This is a genomic window from Sphingomonas sp. IW22, from assembly GCF_041321155.1.
In the GTDB taxonomy this organism is placed as follows: domain Bacteria; phylum Pseudomonadota; class Alphaproteobacteria; order Sphingomonadales; family Sphingomonadaceae; genus Sphingomonas.
Map to the genome: position 1 here is coordinate 23,986 of NZ_JBGGWB010000011.1, position 19,319 is coordinate 43,304.

Below are 19,319 nucleotides of genomic sequence, written 5' to 3' on the forward strand. Positions count from 1 at the left end.
GCCGCTCTCCAGGCAGTAGCGCGTTCCGAGCGCTTCAGATGGATGTCGCATCAGCCTGGCGGAATGAGCAGACAGGGACCGAACACAGCCTGGCTCCCAGTTCATTACGCGAGACCTCTTGCGGGCCTTTGTTACTGTCGCTGCCGAATTGCGTCAGCACGATCTTCCGTCGCATCCGCCTTCTTCTCGGCAGTCGCGCGAACCCTGCGGGCTTCTTCTTCCAAGGCATCCGCCCGCTGATCGGCTTCGCTGCGAACGGCGTCCGCCTGGTCCTCGGCGGCGTCCGCACGTGCTTCGATCGCCTCGTTCAGACTGTCAGCGGCACGATCCTGGGCTTCCCCCGTCCGCTCCGCCGGCCCTTTCTCGATCGTATCCTCGCTCGATACGACACCTGCGTTGGCGTCGGCCTGCTCGCCGGCATCCTCGCGGGGGCCGTCACAGGCCCCCACGAACGCGATCAGTGCCAGCCCGACGAGCTGGAGGCGTAGCCCTCGTCTCATGACTGCGGTTCCTCGCTCGGCGTCGAACTGCCCGGACGGAGGGTGGTGCTCGACTGCGGCGCGATCGGCGGATGGGGTGTTGCGGCCGAGCCGCTGAGACGCTGAACGAGCTTAGCAGCGGCATCCCGTCCGCCGAGACCGAAGGCGAGCGCGAAAGCGACAGCGATGGCACCCAGGATCAGGCCGAAGGCGAGATTGATAATGTCGTCGGCGAGACCCATGAAGCGCAGGCCGATGGCGGTGCCGAGCACGATAATCGCAACGTGCACGATCTTCGCGGTCAGCTCGGCATTGGCCCCGCCGCCCGCGCGCACGACCGTCGACACCAGCTTTGCGATGGCGATGGCTGCGGCGATGATGACGGCACCGAAAACGACCGAGCCGAGCAGGGTCAGGATCTCCGCCATCATGCGCGAGCCGTAGGCGAAGTTGAGTTGCCGGAACGCCTCCATCAGGCCGAAGATGATGATGGCGACGAACACGGCGTTACCCAGCAGCTTGGATGGCACTAGCGCTGGCGTCGCGGAGGCCCCTGCGGAAGTTGACGGAACCCCGGCCGCCGGCGTCGTGCTTGAGGGGAACACGCCGAGCGCGCTGATCGTGCGATCGAAGCCGGTGCCGCTCAGGAATTGGCTGAGGAGTTGCGACGCGAACCGGCCGATCACATAGGCGAGCGCGAGAATGATCGCGGCTGCGACAACGTGCGGGATGCTGTCGAGGATGATGCGGAGCATCGCGGTCGCCGGATCGGAGATTGCGCGGATGTTGAGCTGATCGAGCGCGGCGATCGCGACCGGGATAATGATGAGCGCGAAGACGATCCCGCCGACCATCCGCGGCAGCGTCGTGGGATCGGCCTTGGCCATCCCGGCGCGTTCGGCGAGCTGCTCGGTGCGGGCGGCTGTCAGCACCGCCTCCACCGCCTTCTTGGCGACGCTGGCGACGATGTAGCCGACGAAGAAGATCAGCCCTGCGCCGATGATGTTGGGGATGGCGGCGCCGAACTGGTTGAGCATTCGGCCGACCGGGCTGGTGGCAGCGGCCAGGCCAAGCGGCTGAGCGGCAAGCACGAGCGCGATCAGGATCACGATCCAGAAGGCCGCATCACCGACCTGGGCACCGACGCTCTTGGGGTTGCGGCCCGTCTCGGGAATACCGGACTGCCGGTGCGCGTGACGCGCCAGCGGCGTCTTGTTGACCAGCGCGGCGACGCCCCACTTGGCGGCCCTCGCCAAAAGGTAGCCGATCAGGAGGATGACGGCCGCGGCAAGAACGCGCGGCCCCCACTCCTGTAGGTAAAGAACGGCGGTGTCGCCGAAGTTGCGGGTGCCGGCGACCATGCCGTCCGCTGTCACATAGTTCGGGTTCATCGCCGTCTCCCTGTTGGCAAAGCATGTGAGCCCGGCACAGGCTCTCACCTGCGCCGGGCTCCACCGACTAGATACGCTTGTCGGTGTCGCGGAAGGTCGAGCCGCGGGTCTCGACGTCGGTGTCGCGGTCGACCTCGACGTCGGTACGGCGCACGGTGTCGTCGACTTCCTCGACATGCTCCTCGGCCGTCTTGGAGACCACGACCTCCTCGACGACACGGGCGGTCTTGCCGACCACCGCTTCCTCGCCGGTCGCGGTCATGTCGACCGTCCGCTCGCGGAAGGCGTCGGTATCGGCCGCGGAAAGCGGCTGATCGACCGAGCGCCGCTCGACGTTGACCCGCTCGTTGCGGAGGCGGATTTGCTCGTGAACCGGCGTTTCAGTCACATAGGAGCGCACGCGCACCCCGCCGCGGCTGACGTCGCGCTTGCCGACGACCAGTTGCTCCTCGACGATCGGGATCACCTCTTCCTGTTCGGCCGTGCGGCCGGCGGTCTCGCGACGGTCGAAGCTGCCGAGAGCGGCCCCGGTCGCACCGGCAGCGGCGCCGGTGCCCGGATAATCCCAGCCCGACGAACGCCACTGGCTCGAACGGTCGTCGATGTCGATCGAGTTGGCCTCTTCGAGCACGCGCACCGCCTCGTCGACGCAATCGTCATCGACGTCGGCGGTCAGCAGCGCACCGCCGCGGCGCACGCCTTCCTCATAGGTGTGGCGGTCTTCATCGGGCACGAACGCGTTCTTGATCGAGTCCCAGAAGCCGCGGTCCTCATGGGTCGAGTAGCCGGTCTCCTTGTAACCGGCGCTCGACTTGTCGTGGATATGGATGTGGTCGGCGTCGATCCGCGCGCTCTTGAGCCGGTCTTTGGCTGCCTCGGCGTCGGCGCGGCTGTCGAACAGAGCGGTGATGGTGCTGGACATGATCTTACTCCTGCGATTGAGACGGGATTTGGCGGCTTACCTCGCCGTCACGACGAGTTCGGTGCGGCGGTTCTCAAAGCGACCGCCAGCGGTAGCGTTGGTGTCGACTGGATCGGTCTCGCCGCCTGAGACAGTCTCGATGCGGCCGGCGTTGATGCCTTGCGCGACGAGCGCCGACTTGACGCTATCGGCTCGGGCCTTGCCGAGCGCCATGTTGGCTGCATCGGTGCCGCGCGCGTCGGCGTAGCCGGCGATGCGGATTCGGGCGTTCGGATACTGCTTGAGGGTCGCGGCCACCTCGTTCACCTCGGCAGCATCGGCGGGTCGGATATTGCTCTTGGCGGTGTCGAAGTTGAGCTTCTCGAAGGTGAAGGTGCGGGGAAGCGGCTCCGTGCCGGCCAGATAGGTGCCGAGACCGGACGTGCCGACCAGCGCGTCAGCGGAGCCGGCGTTCGGGGTCGACGCGACAACCTCGGTCGGGGCGGCCGTAGGAGCGGGAGCGACGGCAGCGGTGTCCTCACGGTTGCAGCGGCTCAGAGCGAACAGCAACGCCAGAATCCCGAGCGCAAGCAGCAACCAAGGGAGCCAGTTGAAGCCCTTGTTCTTCTCGATATGGATGTGACTCGGTGCGCCCTCCGGCCTGTCATCGTTAGGTCCTGCCATGAACATCCTCCTGGGTTTTGGTGAGATCGGTGCGGTCGACCTCGATGCGGGTGCGCCTGAGCGTGGTCGGCAGCTCGACCGCCTCCGCCTGCGCCGACCGGAAGATGTGGACCTCCTCGACGAGGAAAAGCCGCTTCTCGACAACCAATCGCTCCTCGATCACGGGAATGATTGTGGCGCCGTTCTCCTCACGGACAGCGGGGGCTCGATCGACCTCGCGTTCGACCGCTACGCGCCTGATCTCGACGTGCTCGCGCCGAACCTCGTCACGAACAACGACCTGCTCCTGCTCGGGCACGGTGCGGACCGTGACATGCTCGACGTCGGTCGCACGTTTGGTAACGTGCGCCTCCTCCTCAATGATCGGTAGGCGAATGTCGTCGGGCATGCCTGTCCTTCAGCTTTGCCACCTAACGCCGCCGAACCTTTAAAGTGTCCCGGAGCTAACTCTTTCCGGGTTGATCGAGCTGGTAGTTTGCTACTACCGGTGCAGTAGTTCTCGCCGAGCCGTTCATTATCTGCGAGGAACATCATCCTATGGCGCGGCGCTCTACCGGCATGGCCAATCCGCTCTCCCGCGTTCTCGCACGCGACACGTTGACCCACCTCGAACAATTGATTGGCGGCATGACGGCCGGCGTCATCCTGATCGACCTGGCCGGAACGATCATCTGGGCCAATGATGCTGCGCTGGCGATGCACGGCGTCAACAAGCTCGAAGGGCTCGGTGGCAACGCCGACACCTATGCGCAGCGGTTCGCGCTCCGGTTCCGCAACGGGCACCGGCTCGCCAACCGCGAATATCCTGTCATCCGCATGTTGGCGGGCGAGAGCTTCCCGGACCTGGTGGTGGAGGTGAGTGCCGCCGGCAGCGATGAACGTCGTTGGACCCATCGGGTGCGCGACGTCGTGATGACCGGGGACGACGAAGAGCCGGACTGCCTCGCGCTCGTGATTCAGGACGTTTCCGAACAGTATGAAGCGGAGGCGCGGTTCGAGGCCATGTTCCAGGCCAACCCCGCGCCGGCGCTCATTATGCGGCTCTCGGATCAGCGATTTAGCCGGGCAAATCGCGGCTTTCTCGAAATGACCGGCTACCCCCGTCAGGTGGTCCAAGGGAACAGCCTCTACGATCTCGACATTCTCAACGGTGCCGAGCGAAAGGACTATGCCAGGCAGTGCCTTGCGGAAGGCCGGACGATCCCGCAGATGGAAGCGGAGCTGCCGCTGCCGGACGGCAATACCAAGCTCGTCATCATCGCCGGTCAGCCGATCGAAGTCGGCGACGACAAGTGCATGCTGTTTACCTTCGCCGATCTGGAGCCCCGCCGGAAAGCCGAACGGGCGCTTCGATCGAGCGAGACACACTTTCATACCCTGTTTGAGATGGCGCCCGTGGCGATGGTGCTGACTTCGCCCGACAGCCACCGCACAATGGACGTGAACGACGCGTTCGTTCGCCTCACTGGTCGCAGCTCGGCCGGCTCGATCGGCAGAGCCGCCGGCGATCCCGAGCTTTGGGCCGATCCGGCGCAGCGTGAGGAGGTGCAGCAGGAGCTGGATCGAAGCGGGGGCGTGCGCAACCGCGACGTCCGGCTGATCGATGCAGACGGGCAACCGGTCGACTGCCTCCTCTCGGCCGAGCGCATGGAGATCAGGGGCGACCGCTGCACGCTATGGCTTTATCAAGATATCACGGCGCGGCGGAAAAGCGAGCTGGAGCTGGCCGACGCGATCGAAGCGGTGATGAAGGATGCAAGCTGGTTTAGCCGGACCGTGATGGACAAGCTCGCAACCCTGCGTAATCCGCGCGCCGAAACCGCCACTGAGACCGCCGACCTGACGCCTCGTGAGCGTGAGGTGCTGGGGCTTATCTGCGAGGGCCTGGACGACAAGGTGATCGCGAAGCATTTGTCGCTTTCGGGAAACACGGTGCGAAACCACGTTGCCGGCATCTACGGAAAGATCGGTGTCAATCGGCGCGCCGCAGCCATTGCTTGGGCTCGGGAACGTGGCTTTGCCTAAAACAAATGCAACCGTGCGGCCGCAATCCAGTAATGGTCTTCAACAGCAATAGCCGGAGACCATGAGTCACTCACGAGGGGATCGGCAAAGCAAAGAAGGACAGCTATCATGCCAGATACCCCATATAATGATGCATTGGATGTTCTCGCCACGGCTCTGAAGGCAGGGCCTGCCGCTCTTGCGCACCAGAGCGGGGCGGCGGCCCGCACGAACTTCGTGGATCGGCTCACGACAATCGCGCACCGGCTTGATCTGGGCGGCCATGGCGGCGTGCAGGAGGTCTACGAGGCCGCCTCAATCATCGGTCGATTACAAAAGGGGCCGAAACGGCCAAAAGGTGAGGGTTGGTCGATCGAAGATCATCAGGCCATTGCCGATCTTGAGAAGGTGCAGATGAAGCTCGTCAAGCTCGCTAACGGTGTTCAGGAGTGAATGGCGATGAGTTCGTCTCTCTTGTGCCTGTCCATTCGGCCAATGAAGGCCGGTGCCTTACCGCCGTGATGGGGCTGGCGGGCGCTGAGGAGTCAGTGTCCTAGCGGGAGGAGCGGCCCGATGCGGCGATCATGCCGCCTCAGTCCGGTAGAGCTGCGCCTCACGGTTGATAAGGATATCGGCCAGGAACCAGTAGGCTTCGCCCCAGGCGTTCAGAATCTCATCGGTTGCCGCCTCGCCCAATATGTCGCGGATCGCCGGCAGCAGCGCGTTGGCGACCGCAGGATAATGTTCGGGCTTGATATGGGTCTCGACATGGCGCGCGGCGATGCGCTCGATTGCGGGTTTCAGCACGTCGAGCTTGTCCACATTCTGCGCAAAGGCGAGGATCGCCGCCGCGAGCCGCTTGGGCTGCGCGCCGGATTCGTGCGCGGCCATGTCAAACAGCGCCTTGATCTCCGGATCGACGAACAGGCGCTGATACATGCGCGTGGTAATCTCCACGCCGTGCTGCTGGAGCGCAGGCGCCGTAGCTTTTACCAAAGCCATTGTTTCGGGGGAAAGCGGTTTGGACATACAGACGTGCTCCGGATTTCAGGACCCTGACAAAAGAGACGATCAAAGTGGCGAGAGGGACCCGATCGAGCAAGGAGCGTGGGCCGGAGAGACAGGCATGCGCGATGAACCCAAGGCTTAGCGTCGGGGTATCCCATATCCGCATTCGATCATAGCTCGACCGCAGCCAGAGGAGCGAGCAAGGTCCACACGACGCCCGAGGCGGGAAACTCCATCTCGGCACGGCCGCGCAAGCTGCGGCTCACGGCCGTGCATATCAGCCGCGACCCAAAGCCCCGCCGCTCGGGCCTGACGACTGGCGGGCCACCCCGTTCGGCCCATTGCATCCAAAGCTCGGCTTCGGTGCCCGAATCCAGCACCTTCCATGTCAGCTCGATCGTGCCCGCCTCATTGGACAGGGCCCCATATTTGATCGCGTTCGTCGCCAGCTCGTGAAAGGCGAGGGTCAACGTCATCGCCGCCCTGGGACCGATCATGACCGTGGGGCCGTCGAGGCGAAGCCGCTCCGCGTAGAGGGTGAAGTGGCCCAGCGCATTTTCCGCCAGCGCGGACAGGGGCGCCGCCTGCCAGTTGTGGGATAGAAGCTGCTCGGTCGCGTTGCCCAGCGCCGCCAATCGCTCGTCAATGGAAGATCGGGCGTCTTCGATCGAATCGGCCGCCTGCAAGCTCTGGCTGACAAGGGAACGAACGACAGTGAAAATGTTCCTGAACCGATGCTCAAGCTCACGAATCCGGGTTTCAGTATCGACCATAACTCTACGTGCCCCCTACCCGGCTACTTAGAGCAATCGGGAGCCCAGGACGAACATTTTGCACGTCCGCGTGGAGCACAGAGCCAGACGCCGCGTTATTGCGCTGGTCGGTGGGACGGCTGCGTAAGTGCTTGGTGCGACATGACTACACAAGGTGGGATCAGCGGCCTTCGCGTGCTGGTTGTCGAAGATGATTATTGGGTCGCGGCCACGCTGGTCGAGATAATAACCGAAGCAGGCGCGGAAGTTGTCGGCCCTGTCGATTGTGTGCGGGACGCCCTGACGGCGCTGGACTCGTCGCCTCATGTCGCCAGCCTCGATGTGCAACTTGGCTCCGAAACCTCGTTCCCGATCGCGGACGAACTGGACCGTCGCGGCGTGCCCTTCATCTTCGCCACGGGTGCGGCCAGCATGATCCCGGCTGCCCACGCCTCACGCCCGACCTTCCACAAGCCCGCTTCGCGCGAGCTGCTGATCGGGGCGCTTTCTGGCGCGCTCAACCCCGCCTAACAGGGCTGCTTCACTGACGCGATGCAAGAGGCTCAAAAGGAAACGCCCCCTCGTCGTCCAGCAGCTCGCCGGGTTGCATCGGGCCGGCTCCGGTCGCGGCGTCGATCGCGGCTTGCAAATGGACGGCGGTGGCCGTCGCGCCTCGGCCGCTCCGATCCAGTTGGGCCAATGCCATCCTCATAAGCGAGAGGGCTGTGTCGTCGTTCGTCATAGACATGCTTCGATGGGAACCCGGAGCCTTGACGGAACAAGGGTGTCCCGGTCTCGATCGGTCATTGCGCGGCCGATCTCCACGGCGTTCTTCCCGGCGCGCTTGACCGCGTACATGAGCTGATCGACCGCGTGCATCAACGAGGGTTCGTCACGCGGGGTATCAGGGTGAATCAGCAGCGCGCCCATGCTGCACGTCACCGGATGAGACGTGTCGGCCAGAACCGATGACAGGCGCTTGTGGAGCGAGCGGGCGAAATACACCCCTTCCTCGGCCGAATGGACGGGAAGCAAAAAGGCGAACTCGTCGCCGCCGATCCGGCCGAAATCGTCCTCGCGCCGGATGGTCTTCCGTGCGCCCTGCGCGAAGGCGCGCAGCACCTCGTCGCCGGCAACATGGCCGTGGCGGTTATTGATGCCCTTGAAATCGTCGAGATCGAGGATCGCGAGCAGGAAGGTTTGCCGGGCAGGCACCGCTAGATCGAGACGATGGATCACGCGCTCGCGGAACGTCTCCTTGTTGAGCGCATCGGTCATGCGGTCACGCACCGCCAGGTGGTGCTCCCGATCAAAGGACCGGCGGAAGCTGAGAACAATGGCGGCGACGATAACATAGGTGACGGCGCGCACGGCCATCCTTGCCCCGAGCAGGGCGGGGGAGAGCCCTGGAAGTTCGGCGAGATGCGGCACGACGGCGAGAACGGCCGCGACGATCGCCACCAGATAGCCAGCACGACTTCCCAGCGCCCAGCAGGCGGCGCAGACGATCGGCATATAGAGCGGCGCGAGACCAATCCGGGGAAAATGCGCGTTCGCCAGCGCCAGCGCCGTGACGCTGAGGAGAATCGCGAACCAGGCGCGCTCACGCGGCAGGGAATGAAGGCGATCGGCGAGGCGGCCGACAGGCAGATGACTATTCACGCATGTCCTACTCGGTCAAAAGGTTCTCCAAGCTCATTCCCGTCCCAAGTGTTCCCGTGCAGCCGGCGGCACGCCCCATTTCGGGGACGTGCCGGCCACTGAACCGGTTGTGGTTTAGCTGAGGTCCTTTCCTTCCCATCCAAGCGGGGCAACGCTGCGCTGTTGCTGCAAGATGAGGAGGACGAGATGGCTAAGAAGATCACCAACCCGGCTTTGTCGGCGATGCGTGAGGCGGCGGAGGTTGAACCGGCGCGCGCTCGGGTTCGATGCCGGAGCGCTCGCCACACAGCCACCAAGTGCGAGGATGGCAAGAAGCGGGAATGACAAGGCTGTTTTGGGCATGGCTCTCCCTAGAGGCTTGGCCGCTGATCGTAGAAATCGACCTGCATCCGCATGGCTCCGAGCGGTTCGACGAAATGCGGCTGTTCCGGAAGCACCAGCCCTGGCCGATCGGGTGTAAGGATCACCTCAGAGGCCGGATCGAGACAGGTAAGCTTCAATCTCCCTTCGATGACCCGGATCACGCCCCACACACCGGCCTTGGTGCGATGCTCGGAGCGCAGGGCAGCGGGCAATGTCACCTCATCGAATATGGGCGTCGAGCGGTAGGAAGCACCATTATTTCTATGCTCCTACTTGGATCGTGCATCGCACCGGCTGATCCGCCTTCCTTGCGGTCTGCCGGCATCCTTCGATCTTTTCTCGATTGTCGCGCAGCAACCTGTCGGCCGCGACAATCGCCTCCCAGCTCGGCCGCGATGCGCTCGCCATAAGATGCTGCCCGGCATCCCACGGTGTCGCCTCGGCAAGAACCCGCGTCGCCATGCGTTCGGGCCATTGCCAGCTCGCCGGCGCGATCTCGCGCGCGACCATACCGGGCAGGAAGGACCAGAGGAGGATGCCGATAAGCAACCCGCCCAGCCCGAACCATAGTTGACGGTTCTTTTGATCCCGCGCCGTCAGCGCCGATTGAACGACGGTGCGCAGCTCGCGCCCCTGCTGTTTCATCTCGTTGGTGGCGGTGGCGAGGGCGGCATGATCGGCGCTGCGAAGGTCGGCCGCCGCTCGATTGATCTGCGTCGAAACCTGCGCAGGCGTCATCGCCAGCGCCGGCGACTTCACGATGGCCGTCGTAACCTGGTCCAGGCGTCCGTTGATGCCGTCCAGCCCTTGGACGACATGCCCCAGCGTCTCGGAATAATCCGGCACGTCGATGCTGGTGCGCTCGGCCGCCAGTCCCTCGATGGCGCGGCGCATCAACGCTAGTTCGCCGCGCTGCTGCTCGACCGCAACGCGCACCTGCTCGAACGCCTCCGTTGCCGCGTCGCCGCCTTCCTCCCATTCCTCGTCCGCCATTGTCTCTCCTTATCGGCTCAATCCTCGGTCGCGGCCAATTTCCAGCGAACGGGTCAATTCCTGGCTGATCGGACGATCCCGACGCATCTCCAGCCCCAGCTCGGGCGCGCGCCGCCGCAGCACGGATTCGAGCTGCGGATCGCGATGCAGCCCTCCCGCCAAACCATCCATCTTCTTGGCCGTGCGCTCCGCGCCGGCACGATCGCCGCTGCGCGCGAGCTCGGCCCGCTCGCGCGCCATGCCTTGCCAGCGCTCCACGAAGCGGTCGGCGCGCAGTTCGGGATTGGAACGGACCTGGGCCTCCTCGGCCATTGCCCGCGCCGCCCCGCCGGCTTTGCCTTCGGCCGCGTCGCGCACCAGTGCGGGGTTGCGCTCGAACGCGGACGACAAATCCCGGGCCGCCTGGGGGCGCACCCGATCGAGCGCGCCCCCGGCCTTCGCCAGCGCCTCTTTCTGGTGCGGGAGCACAGGCAAGCCCTTCTCGCGCATCCGGTCCATATCGGCCTGAGCGCGCGCATAGCGTTCGATCGCCTTGGCCTGATTGGGCGCGGGCGATCCCCGCTCGGAGCCGGTGTTAATCGGACCCCCTTTGCCGTCGCGCGCCGGCTCGGGCGACGTTGGTTTCGGGCGGAAGCCGTCGAACATGCCCTTGGCCTTGTCGCGCACCTTGGCGGCGATCTCCCGCGCGCGTTCCGGGAACCGGATCTCGCGCCGCTCGGCGAACGCGCGCGCCCGATCATTGTCCGACGATGCGGCATAGTCGCCAGCCATGTCCTTGGCGCGGTCACGCGACAGGACCCGGGCGAGCTGGCGCTGATCGGTAAAGTCGTCGCGGCCATAGTGGAGCTGCACGCCATCGCGATGCCGCGACATGGCGACATAGGCCCCGTGCCGGTCCATCCCCGGCGTCGCCAGCACATGCGCGCGATCGACCGTCACGCCCTGCGACTTATGGATGGTCGCCGCATAGCCGTGATCGACATGGGCATAATCCTTGAGGTCGAACGCGACACGGCTGCCGCCATCGAGCCGCACCGCCATGCGGCCCTCGCCGACCTGCTCCAGCGTGCCCAGGGTGCCGTTCTTCACGCCCATGCTGCGCTCGTTGCGCAGGAACATGATCCGGTCGCCGGATGCGAACTCGCGCCGGCCGCGATCGACGGTGACGCCCACGTCCTCGCCCAGCCCGCCCGATGCGCGCACCCGCTCGCGCGCTTCCTGGTTCAGTTCGCGCACCTCGGCATTGGTATGGGTGAGAATGATCCGGCTTTGCTCCGGCTCAGCCTGGCGCTGCCGATCCCAGCCATCGACCAGCTCGGCCCGCGCCGTCTCGCGCGTGTCGGCCGCCTGCACCATGCCCCGGCTCTCATAGGCGTGCAGTGCGTCCCCGGTGCGGCCCGTGGCGAGCGAGCGCGTCGCGTCTTTCTGCCAGTCGTCCCGCTGCCGGCGAACCTCGGTGATCTCGGCCGCGCCGTGGCGCTCGCTGATCGACCGGAACGCCGCTCCGGCTTCGATCGCCTGCAACTGCTCGGGATCGCCCACCAGCACCACCTTCGCGCCGGCGTCGCGGGCATGGGACAGCACCCGCTCCATCTGGCGGGTGCCGATCATGCCCGCCTCGTCCACCACCAGCACGTCATTGCGGGAAAGCTGGTCGCGGCCCTGCGCCCACGCATGTTCCAAGCTGGCGATGGTGCGGGACTGGATGCCCGATCCGCCCTCAAGGCTCTCGGCCGCGATGCCGGAGAGCGCCGCGCCGCGGACAGTGTAACCCGCTTGCTCCCATCCATCGCGCGCGATGCCCAACATGGCGGATTTACCGGTGCCGGCATATCCGATCACATTGGAGATGCCGCTCGGCCCGGTTACATGCTCCAGCGCGGCCCGCTGCTCATCCCCGAGCACGAGCCCTTCACTCCCGGCAACGGCTCTCGCTCTGTCGAGCACCGCTGCCGGGAGACCATGCTCCCTCCGCGCTGCCAACTCATCCCCGGCCTTCTCCAACCGCGCCTCGGTCGCGATCATCTCGCGAGAGGTAAACCGCTCCTGGTCACGTCCGTCCTTGCCCAGCGCCACCAGCTCGGGGCTGGCGCGCACCGCCGCCATCACCCGGTCGAACTGCTCCTTGCCGTCCGAATGGCGGAACGCGAACACGGCCAGGTCGCGGGTGGTGAAGGTCGCCTGCTGCCGCGTGATCGCATCGAGCGCCACGCTCGGGTCCGCGACGATCTTCTCGCCGTTCTCGCGTGCGATCCGCAGATGATCGTCGGCGCGCCGGTGCGGCTCGTCCTCCTCCAGACGCCGCGTTCCCATCGGCCCGATCTTGTGCTGCGGTTCTAGCTCGATGCCTTGGTCGGCATAGGAGCGATGATCGATCCGGCCCTCCAGCCCAAGCCCGGCCATGCGCTCGTTGACATGGGCCGCCCACGCCTCGCGCCATTCCTGCAACAGCTCGGTCCCGTTCCAGTCCCGAGCCTTCTTGCCAAATCCGTCCGGCCCCACCTCGCGCATCGTCATCATCACGTGCGCGTGCGGCTTGGGGCTGCCGTCCTCCGCCTTGTCCCAATGGACGTTCAGGTCAGCGACCATCCCGCGCTTCACGAACTGCTCTTCCACGAAGTCGCGCGCGAGCTGCACGCCCTGCTTCTCGTTCATCTCGCGTGGGATCGAGAACTCCACCTCGCGGGCAAGCTGGGCATCCTTGCGCTTCTCCCCTGCCTCCACCTCGTTCCACAGGGCCGTGCGATCGGACAGACGCTCCGGTGCGCCTTGCGGCAATAGCACCTCGGAGTGGATGACGCCGGCCTTGTTCGAGAAATCGTGATGGCGATTCAGCGTCTCATCGAACAGCCGCGATGCCGAGCGATAGGCAGCAGACGCAATCGCGCTGGAGCCCTTCGCGCGGCTGATTACCTTGGCGCTGAAATGGTAGATCGCCATGACGCTCCGCAATCTGCCTTACTTAGCGCACGTCGGCAATGACGTATAAGCGCGCACTCATCATCCGCTCTGCTCCTGCTGATTGACTATCTGGCACTTTGGGCTTGCACTCCCTGTCTGCTCTGGCACACTCCCCGAGCAAGGAGAGCATGATGAGCCGTGCCTATGAGGAAGCAATGGAGCGTAGGCAGGACGAGTACGTCGCCAGTGCGCTCGGGATCAGCATCGAAACTCTCGACGATTATCCATTCCAGCTTGATGAGAATGCCAGCGATGATGGCGTGGTTTATGGCTGGCGCGTTATGTGGGACGAGGAAGCTCCGCCGGGCGTCGATGTGAATGGTGCCGACGGCTCGCTCTGGTCGGATATCCCCGCAGCACCGGACGAACCGGACGAGGACGATCGCGATGCGTAAGGTGCGCGATTACGATGCTGAGCTGAAGGCGCTGGAGGAGCGCGCGCGGGCGATCAAGGCGCGCCGCATCGAACAGCTCGGCCAGCTCGTCACCGCAACCGGTGCCGATGCGCTCGACATGGAAACGCTCGCCGGTGCGCTGCTCGATGCCGTCGCGTCGAAGGACGCGGAAGCGAAGGAGGCGTGGCGCGCGAAAGGCGCCGTGTTCTTTCAGCGGCGCGGGCGCAAAGGTAGCCGGGCTGCTGGCAGCAACGGCGATGGCGCAGCGGCGCAACCGGGCGCTGATCCAGCGTCTGGAAGCGGCGCGGCGTCGTAGCGATACGCGAGGCTGGGTCGTGCAACGCCGTGAACGCACCCGCCACCTGATTGAGCTGGGCGGCTTGGTCCAGAAGGCCGGCCTGGTCGAACTCGCCGACGACGATCGCGCGACCATCTACGGCGCGCTGCTGGAGCTGGTCGGCAAGGCGCGCGGCGACGACGACGCCGATACGCTGGCGCTCTGGAAGCGGCGCGGCAAACGCGCATTCGACGCGGAAAGCGAAGCGACGGAGAAAGGCGATGGCGCTCCTGGATATTGAGGCGATCCGCGGGGAGGTCGGGGCGCTGGATTTCAAGCGCGGCACCCCAGCCGAAATCGCCATGTGGCGCGACGATGACGAGGACTCGCGCGCCAACCTTGCGATCGAAGGCATGGCGCTGGAAACGGACGAGCACCTGCTGTTCGACATGCTGCGCGATGAGGCGGTGCCCCCTGCCCTCGCCACGCAAATCATCCTCAAGCTGCTCGACCATCCCGACGCCGATCCGGCGCTGGCGATCACCCCACTGGAACGGGTCGGTTGATGGCGGGGCCGCTCATCGGCGGGCGTCGGCCGATCAGCTGGCGGCTCGCGATCGTCGTCTCGTTCGTCGCGGCCTATGCGAGGAAGGCATCTTCGGCGTCGGGCAGATTTCCGGCACTGTGTCGTTCCTGGTCCTGGTCGGCCTGATCGGCGCGACCTGGTGGATCAACAGCCGCGGCGCCAACCGCAGGAACGAGCTGCTGGGCTCGGCCCGGTTCGGCGACCGCGCCGACGTGCGCAAGCTGGAAGCGAATGGAGATCTCCTGATCGGCCGTGCCAAGGAGTCGGGCAAGCTGCTCCGCTATGACGGCGCGGCGCACCTGCTGACTATCGCACCCACCCGTTCCGGCAAGGGCGTCGGCACGATCATCCCCAACCTGCTCCTGCTCGACCGCTCGGTGGTCTGCATCGACCCCAAGGGCGAGAATGCCCGCGTCACGGCCCGTGCGCGGGCCAGCAAGGGCGCTGTGTGGTGCCTAGACCCTTTCGGCGTCTCAGGGCGTCCTGCGGCCCGCTACAACCCTCTGGCGCAGCTCGACCCGGCAAGCCCGGACCTCGCGGAAGATGCGCAAACGATCGCTGACGCGCTGGTCCATGACGCGCCGGGGCAATCGGGCGAGGCGCATTGGAACGAGGAAGCCAAGGCGCTGATCGCCGGCATCATCCTACACACCGTCATCCACGAACCCCCTGCCCGCGCCACGCTGGCGACCGTGCGCAACAAGCTCACCCCCGATCCCGCCGGCTTCGCCGCGCTGCTGGCAGACATGCAAGCCAGCAGCGGCGCGCACGGCCTGATCGCACGCGCCGCCAACCGTCACCTCGGCAAGTCCGATCGCGAGGCCGCCGGCGTGCTGTCCTCGGCGCAGCGCCACACCCACTTTCTCGATAGCCCGCGCCTGGTCGAAAGCACGTCCGCCTCCGATTTCCGCTTCGCGGACCTGAAGGAGCGGCCCGGGACCGTGTTCCTGTGCCTGCCGCCGGATCGACTCGATACCTATGCTCGCTGGCTGCGGCTGCTGGTCGCGCAGGCCGTCACCGATATGGCGCGCTCCCCTGCCCGGCCGGAACGCCCGGTGCTGTTCCTGCTCGATGAGTTCGCCGCCCTCGGCCGACTGGAGCCGGTGGAGCGCGCGATGGGGTTGATGGCCGGCTATGGCCTCCAGCTCTGGCCGATCCTCCAGGACATGCACCAGCTCCGTGCGCTCTATGGCGAGCGCGCCGGCACCTTCCTGTCCAACGCCGGCGTGATCCAGACATTCGGGGTCAACGATCACGCCACCGCCGACATGCTCTCGCGCACGATCGGCGACACGACATTGGAATATGCGACCCTCAGTACGTCGCGCGGCACGGGCTGGGGTGAAAATCGCGCCGGTCCCTCGGAAAGCGTCAGCACGCATGTCACGGCGCGGCGGCTCGTGACGCCCGACGAGATCATGCGGATGCCGGCCGACACGCTCCTGTTGCTGTGCCAGGGCGAACGCCCGCTGTGGGCCGGCAAGGTTCGCTACTATGCCGAGCGCGAGTTCGCCGGCCTGTTCTATCCGGCGTGATCGCACACGCCGGCCCGGAAGATCGAAAAGTGAGCTTTGGGGTAGCGCCTCATCGCCCTCTCTGCCGGCGGAACGCTGAAGGCACACACCGCCAATTCCGCTTGCCCTTCTCAGGTTGACGGTTTTGGGTGAGCCCTGTCGTTAAGAGATTCTGTTAAATAGGAATCGTTAAACAAGTTAAGCCGCTCAAAAAGCGGAATCTTGCTTTGTTTATCAACTGCTTGCCAGCCGGCCCGGTGGGTGAAACCCCGTGATTCGGTGTGTGATACCCCGATAGTGCGGTGGGTGATACCCCGACGCCAAGGTGGGTGAAACCCCGAGACTCTGGAGCCGAAAAGGGGCCTCCGGTGCCAGTTATCCACAGCCTGGCTGGTGGCTCCGGCATCGCCCGAAGCATGTCAGGGTTCAGGCAGCATCGCTGGCCGGTGTGTGAAACCCCGATAGTTGGGCTTGCGGTGTGTGAAACCCCGATAGTCAGCGGCGGCCGGCAAGCCGGTCCATCTGTGCATCGACTTCCTCGGCCCGCTTGCGCTCGGCGTCGAAACGGGCGCGCCGCTCCTCCTCGGCGCGCATTCTCTCGGCGAGTGCCAGTGCCTCGGCCTCGCCGCGGAGCCTGAACAACACGGCCGGGCTTTTGTCCGTCGTCTCGGTCAGCTCCATCGCATAGTCGGGGAGCTGGTCGGCCTCGATCACCCGCCGAAGCATCCGGTTGAACTCCTTGGGCTGGGCATCGCTGCCGGTTTTGTCGCGAAGCACCTCTACCCGGCAAGTCCACCCACCGCGCTGCGTGCCGGCGTGCTTTCGCGCGATACGATAGAGCGCCCGCTCCAACCCTCCGGAGAGTAGGAAATAGTCGGGGTGCATGGTGAGCAGCGACTTCTCGTTGACGATGCCCTCATAGACCCAATCCGAGAGGGTCAGCGTCATGCCGCGCGGCTGCTCCGTTTCGGCGTCGGTGTCGAAGGTCCAGCTGTCGAGCCAGTTGAAGCCAGCCTTCTGCCGGCGCTTCGTCGCGCGGATCGAAGTTGTGATCGAAGTCGTCTGGAGCCGGAGGAGCGCAGCTTGCAGCTCCTGATAGTCCCTGCCCCCTGTGCTGCGCTTGATCGCCCGCAGTAGGTCGTAGGGCGTGGTTGTCAGCGTGCGGGGCAGATCGTTCAGCCCCTGCTGCTTCATGCGGTTGAGCGTGGACGCGGCCCATATCAGGATATCGGCGTCCCAGATCGTGGCCATGCCGTAGTCGGGAATGGCCTGCACGCGCACCCAGGCCTCGCCATCCGGGCTGCGATACTCGATCGGCTTCAGCCGCTTGCGCTTCTGGAGCGAGAAGAACGGGCGCTCCATGACCTCCCGCTGGTCCTTGAGCGGAAGATCGCCGAGCGCCGGAATGAACAGGTCGAACTCGGGATTGGGATCACGCCGCTTGCTCACGGCGCGAACCTGGTGTGTCCCCGCTGGACCAGATACTGGCGCAGCAACCGCTCGGTGATGACGGTAAGGGGCTCCCCGCCCTCCTCGACGCTGAGCTGGCGCAGTGTGCGGTGCATGTCTTCGGGAATGTGGATCAGCACCGGCTTCTTGCCAGGATGGCTGCTGCGCCGGGCAGGTACTGCCGGGGCCGACGTGTCCGCCGCACGCCGCGACCGACGCGGGACGGCAGGCTGCGGCGCGGGAGTTGCATCGGCAACGGGAGCCGGTGCCGGTGCCGGTGCCTCGGGCTCGTCATCGAAGATGCCGGCGAGCGCGGAAGTTTTCTTCGCCATCATCCAACCTCGCTTACTTGCTTAGTCGTAAAGCCGCTTAGTCGCTTAGCCTCATCATAGGCGGCGCGCAACTCGGTCGCCGCCTTGCTGTCCGGGTCCGTCTCGGCCGCCGTTCTGCCGAGCGGCGTGGCCTTGTAGAAATCCTTGCGGAAGTGGAGGCGGCTGTCGAACATCGTCACGCCCTTCGCCGCGAAACCGGCATGGGCCTCCTGCCCCTCCCCGCCCTGATGCGGAACCTGCGTCAGTATAACAGCGAACGGCGTGCCTGCCTGCTGCACCTGCTTGACGGTCTGCAACACCGAATGAACGTCCAGCCCTCGCGGCGCGACAGGGATGATGACGAAATCCGCCTGCTCGGCTGCGAGCATGGCAATGTCCTTGGAGTTCGCCGGCGTGTCGATGATGATGAGGTCGATCTTGCCGCTGCTGCGCCCGCGCGAGACGTGGAGCGGCAGACCGGCAACGCTGCTGTCCTTCACCATCACGTCGTCCTCGTCGCGGCGTTCGGACCAGTAGAGCGCCGATCCCTGGCGATCGTCGGCATCGAGGATAACGACCGACGCCCCCTCCCGCGCCGCCTCGACGGCGAATCCGGTTGAGAGGGTGGTTTTGGATTGCCCGCCCTTTTGCGCGATGACGGCCCATACTTGCATAGCTGCTGCTCCTACTAAGCGGCTAAGCGGCTTATGGAGCTTAGCCGCTTAGTCGTAAAGGGCATTAGTCGCTTAGTCACGTCCGTCCTCAGTTTCGTCGCCGATCAGATCGTGGCGCATCGGGCCATGCCCCCTCAACCGGGCACAAAGGTGCGCCCACTGTCTCCAGCCATTTGCGCGCGGTCCTGACGGTATAGCCGCACGTCGAGCACTCGCATTTCAGCATCCGCGCCGCCTGCTTCCTGGGCCGAGTGGTCGCGCTGCCTGTATCGAGTCTGGCATGGGGGAGGTGACCGACCGCAGCCAAGATCGCCGCTTCACGCGAGAACGGCCGCAAGAGCGGGTAGCCTCGGAAACCGCTGGCTGCTGGAGCCTAAAAGGGCGAAAAGCAGTTTTTCGCTTAACAGCTTATTCGCTTAGTCAATGTCGCAAATATTCTGACTTCCCAGCGTCGCCGCTTCTGCGACAACGCTGGGGCGAGAAGGAACAGCCTTAGTCATCAACAACCGTCAGCTCAGCGCAATGGCACCGATTGCCGCCCCAATCGCCAGCACAACCGGCGTGGCGAGCTTGCTCTTCCACCGGTACATAATCGCCAGCGAGACCGCGAAGATGAGCGCGCTTACGATCAGGTTCGGCGTGCGTGCGCCCGTGGTTCGGGCAAGATCAACAACGGTGACCACAATCAGGCCGACGACGCCGGCCGCCACGCCCGCCAGGAAGAGTTGCAATCGCTTATGTTCGACCACCGCTTCCAGTCGATCGTAGAGCAGGAGCGAGAACGCGAAGGCGGGCAAAAACATGCCAGCGGTCATGGCAAGCGCGCCAGCAAGGCCGCCGCTGATCCAACCCACGAAGGTAGCGAAGATCACGAGGGGGGCTGGCAGGATGCCCGACAGACCCAAGCCATCAAGG

Annotated in this window: 24 protein-coding genes and 1 pseudogene; 9 read left to right on the top strand and 16 right to left on the bottom strand. The window is 65.2% G+C overall.

Annotation, left to right across the window (positions count from 1 at the left end; translation table 11 throughout):
• Positions 1 to 131: 131 nt before the first annotated feature.
• The 5 genes from ACAX61_RS18780 to ACAX61_RS18800 form a co-directional block, all read right to left on the bottom strand.
• Positions 132 to 500 (bottom strand): hypothetical protein, encoded by a 369-nt coding sequence (locus ACAX61_RS18780; protein WP_147276303.1) that lies wholly within the window; start codon positions 498 to 500, stop codon positions 132 to 134.
• Positions 497 to 1,870 carry a mechanosensitive ion channel gene (locus ACAX61_RS18785; protein ID WP_061781005.1) on the bottom strand — a complete coding sequence of 458 codons (1,374 nt, stop codon included), beginning with the start codon at positions 1,868 to 1,870 and terminating at the stop codon, positions 497 to 499. The genes ACAX61_RS18780 and ACAX61_RS18785 overlap by 4 nt, the downstream gene beginning before the upstream one ends.
• Before the next feature lie 67 nt (positions 1,871 to 1,937).
• Complete coding sequence (locus ACAX61_RS18790; RefSeq protein WP_061781006.1) at positions 1,938 to 2,792, bottom strand: DUF2382 domain-containing protein; 855 nt, start codon at positions 2,790 to 2,792, stop codon at positions 1,938 to 1,940.
• A gap of 36 nt (positions 2,793 to 2,828) precedes the next feature.
• Positions 2,829 to 3,455 (bottom strand): OmpA family protein, encoded by a 627-nt coding sequence (locus tag ACAX61_RS18795; protein WP_293985262.1) that lies wholly within the window; start codon positions 3,453 to 3,455, stop codon positions 2,829 to 2,831.
• The gene (locus ACAX61_RS18800; protein WP_061781007.1) at positions 3,442 to 3,843 is read right to left on the bottom strand and encodes a YsnF/AvaK domain-containing protein; all 402 of its coding nucleotides are present in this window, start codon (positions 3,841 to 3,843) and stop codon (positions 3,442 to 3,444) included. Before ACAX61_RS18800 ends, ACAX61_RS18795 begins: the two co-directional genes overlap by 14 nt.
• A 170-nt stretch (positions 3,844 to 4,013) precedes the next feature.
• Between ACAX61_RS18800 and ACAX61_RS18805 the strand changes: the two genes are divergently transcribed.
• Positions 4,014 to 5,480, top strand: coding sequence for a helix-turn-helix transcriptional regulator (locus tag ACAX61_RS18805; protein WP_061781008.1), 1,467 nt, complete (start codon positions 4,014 to 4,016; stop codon positions 5,478 to 5,480).
• A gap of 108 nt (positions 5,481 to 5,588) precedes the next feature.
• Positions 5,589 to 5,912: a hypothetical protein gene (locus ACAX61_RS18810; protein WP_370716126.1), complete on the top strand. Its 324-nt coding sequence runs from the start codon at positions 5,589 to 5,591 to the stop codon at positions 5,910 to 5,912.
• Between the two features lie 129 nt (positions 5,913 to 6,041).
• Here the strand turns inward: ACAX61_RS18810 and ACAX61_RS18815 are convergent, their stop codons facing one another.
• Positions 6,042 to 6,488 carry a globin domain-containing protein gene (locus tag ACAX61_RS18815; protein ID WP_239436246.1) on the bottom strand — a complete coding sequence of 149 codons (447 nt, stop codon included), beginning with the start codon at positions 6,486 to 6,488 and terminating at the stop codon, positions 6,042 to 6,044.
• A 149-nt stretch (positions 6,489 to 6,637) separates the two neighbouring features.
• The gene (locus ACAX61_RS18820) at positions 6,638 to 7,240 is read right to left on the bottom strand and encodes an HWE histidine kinase domain-containing protein (RefSeq protein WP_370716127.1); all 603 of its coding nucleotides are present in this window, start codon (positions 7,238 to 7,240) and stop codon (positions 6,638 to 6,640) included.
• Positions 7,241 to 7,381: 141 nt separating this feature from the next.
• Here ACAX61_RS18820 and ACAX61_RS18825 point away from each other — a divergent pair, with 141 nt between their 5' ends.
• Positions 7,382 to 7,750, top strand: a complete 369-nt coding sequence (locus tag ACAX61_RS18825; RefSeq protein ID WP_370716128.1) for a response regulator — start codon at positions 7,382 to 7,384, stop codon at positions 7,748 to 7,750.
• A gap of 207 nt (positions 7,751 to 7,957) precedes the next feature.
• On the opposite strand, the gene ACAX61_RS18830 is transcribed toward ACAX61_RS18825, so the two are convergent.
• On the bottom strand, positions 7,958 to 8,881 hold the full coding sequence (locus tag ACAX61_RS18830) for a GGDEF domain-containing protein (protein WP_244885692.1): 924 nt from the start codon (positions 8,879 to 8,881) through the stop codon (positions 7,958 to 7,960).
• Between the two features lie 186 nt (positions 8,882 to 9,067).
• Here ACAX61_RS18830 and ACAX61_RS18835 point away from each other — a divergent pair, with 186 nt between their 5' ends.
• Entirely contained in the window at positions 9,068 to 9,205 is a 138-nt protein-coding gene (locus ACAX61_RS18835; protein ID WP_156477841.1) for a hypothetical protein, read from the top strand.
• 26 nt (positions 9,206 to 9,231) lie between these two features.
• On the opposite strand, the gene ACAX61_RS18840 is transcribed toward ACAX61_RS18835, so the two are convergent.
• From ACAX61_RS18840 to traA, 3 genes are read right to left on the bottom strand one after another with little or no spacing between them, the layout of a single operon-like run.
• A complete protein-coding gene (locus tag ACAX61_RS18840) occupies positions 9,232 to 9,474 on the bottom strand; it encodes a TehB family protein (RefSeq protein ID WP_370716131.1) in 243 nt (80 codons plus the stop codon).
• 31 nt (positions 9,475 to 9,505) lie between these two features.
• Positions 9,506 to 10,237, bottom strand: a complete 732-nt coding sequence (locus tag ACAX61_RS18845; RefSeq protein WP_061781013.1) for a DUF6118 family protein — start codon at positions 10,235 to 10,237, stop codon at positions 9,506 to 9,508.
• A gap of 9 nt (positions 10,238 to 10,246) precedes the next feature.
• Positions 10,247 to 13,177: a Ti-type conjugative transfer relaxase TraA gene (gene traA, locus ACAX61_RS18850; protein WP_061781014.1), complete on the bottom strand. Its 2,931-nt coding sequence runs from the start codon at positions 13,175 to 13,177 to the stop codon at positions 10,247 to 10,249.
• Between the two features lie 149 nt (positions 13,178 to 13,326).
• On the opposite strand from traA, the gene ACAX61_RS18855 reads away from it, so the two are divergent.
• From ACAX61_RS18855 to ACAX61_RS18875, 5 genes are all read left to right on the top strand, one after another.
• A complete protein-coding gene (locus ACAX61_RS18855; RefSeq protein WP_156477843.1) occupies positions 13,327 to 13,593 on the top strand; it encodes a hypothetical protein in 267 nt (88 codons plus the stop codon).
• Entirely contained in the window at positions 13,586 to 13,909 is a 324-nt protein-coding gene (traD, locus tag ACAX61_RS18860; RefSeq protein WP_061781016.1) for a conjugal transfer protein TraD, read from the top strand. Before ACAX61_RS18855 ends, traD (ACAX61_RS18860) begins: the two co-directional genes overlap by 8 nt.
• 19 nt (positions 13,910 to 13,928) lie before the next feature.
• A complete protein-coding gene (gene traD, locus ACAX61_RS18865) occupies positions 13,929 to 14,171 on the top strand; it encodes a conjugal transfer protein TraD (protein ID WP_061781017.1) in 243 nt (80 codons plus the stop codon).
• Positions 14,152 to 14,436, top strand: a complete 285-nt coding sequence (locus ACAX61_RS18870) for a hypothetical protein (protein WP_061781018.1) — start codon at positions 14,152 to 14,154, stop codon at positions 14,434 to 14,436. The genes traD (ACAX61_RS18865) and ACAX61_RS18870 overlap by 20 nt, the downstream gene beginning before the upstream one ends.
• Positions 14,437 to 14,554: 118 nt before the next feature.
• Complete coding sequence (locus ACAX61_RS18875) at positions 14,555 to 15,991, top strand: type IV secretory system conjugative DNA transfer family protein (RefSeq protein WP_244885693.1); 1,437 nt, start codon at positions 14,555 to 14,557, stop codon at positions 15,989 to 15,991.
• Positions 15,992 to 16,465: 474 nt separating this feature from the next.
• Here the strand turns inward: ACAX61_RS18875 and ACAX61_RS18880 are convergent, their stop codons facing one another.
• The 5 genes and pseudogenes from ACAX61_RS18880 to ACAX61_RS18900 form a co-directional block, all read right to left on the bottom strand.
• A complete protein-coding gene (locus ACAX61_RS18880) occupies positions 16,466 to 17,419 on the bottom strand; it encodes a replication initiator protein A (protein ID WP_024021610.1) in 954 nt (317 codons plus the stop codon).
• On the bottom strand, positions 17,416 to 17,754 hold the full coding sequence (locus ACAX61_RS18885) for a hypothetical protein (RefSeq protein ID WP_024021611.1): 339 nt from the start codon (positions 17,752 to 17,754) through the stop codon (positions 17,416 to 17,418). The genes ACAX61_RS18880 and ACAX61_RS18885 overlap by 4 nt, the downstream gene beginning before the upstream one ends.
• Positions 17,751 to 18,404: a nucleotide-binding protein gene (locus ACAX61_RS18890; protein WP_061781019.1), complete on the bottom strand. Its 654-nt coding sequence runs from the start codon at positions 18,402 to 18,404 to the stop codon at positions 17,751 to 17,753. The genes ACAX61_RS18885 and ACAX61_RS18890 overlap by 4 nt, the downstream gene beginning before the upstream one ends.
• Before the next feature lie 72 nt (positions 18,405 to 18,476).
• Positions 18,477 to 18,720: pseudogene (locus tag ACAX61_RS18895) on the bottom strand (transcription elongation protein SprT); the annotation flags it as partial.
• Between the two features lie 193 nt (positions 18,721 to 18,913).
• On the bottom strand, positions 18,914 to 19,319 hold a 406-nt coding region (locus tag ACAX61_RS18900), incomplete at its 5' end, for a chromate transporter (RefSeq protein ID WP_370716129.1).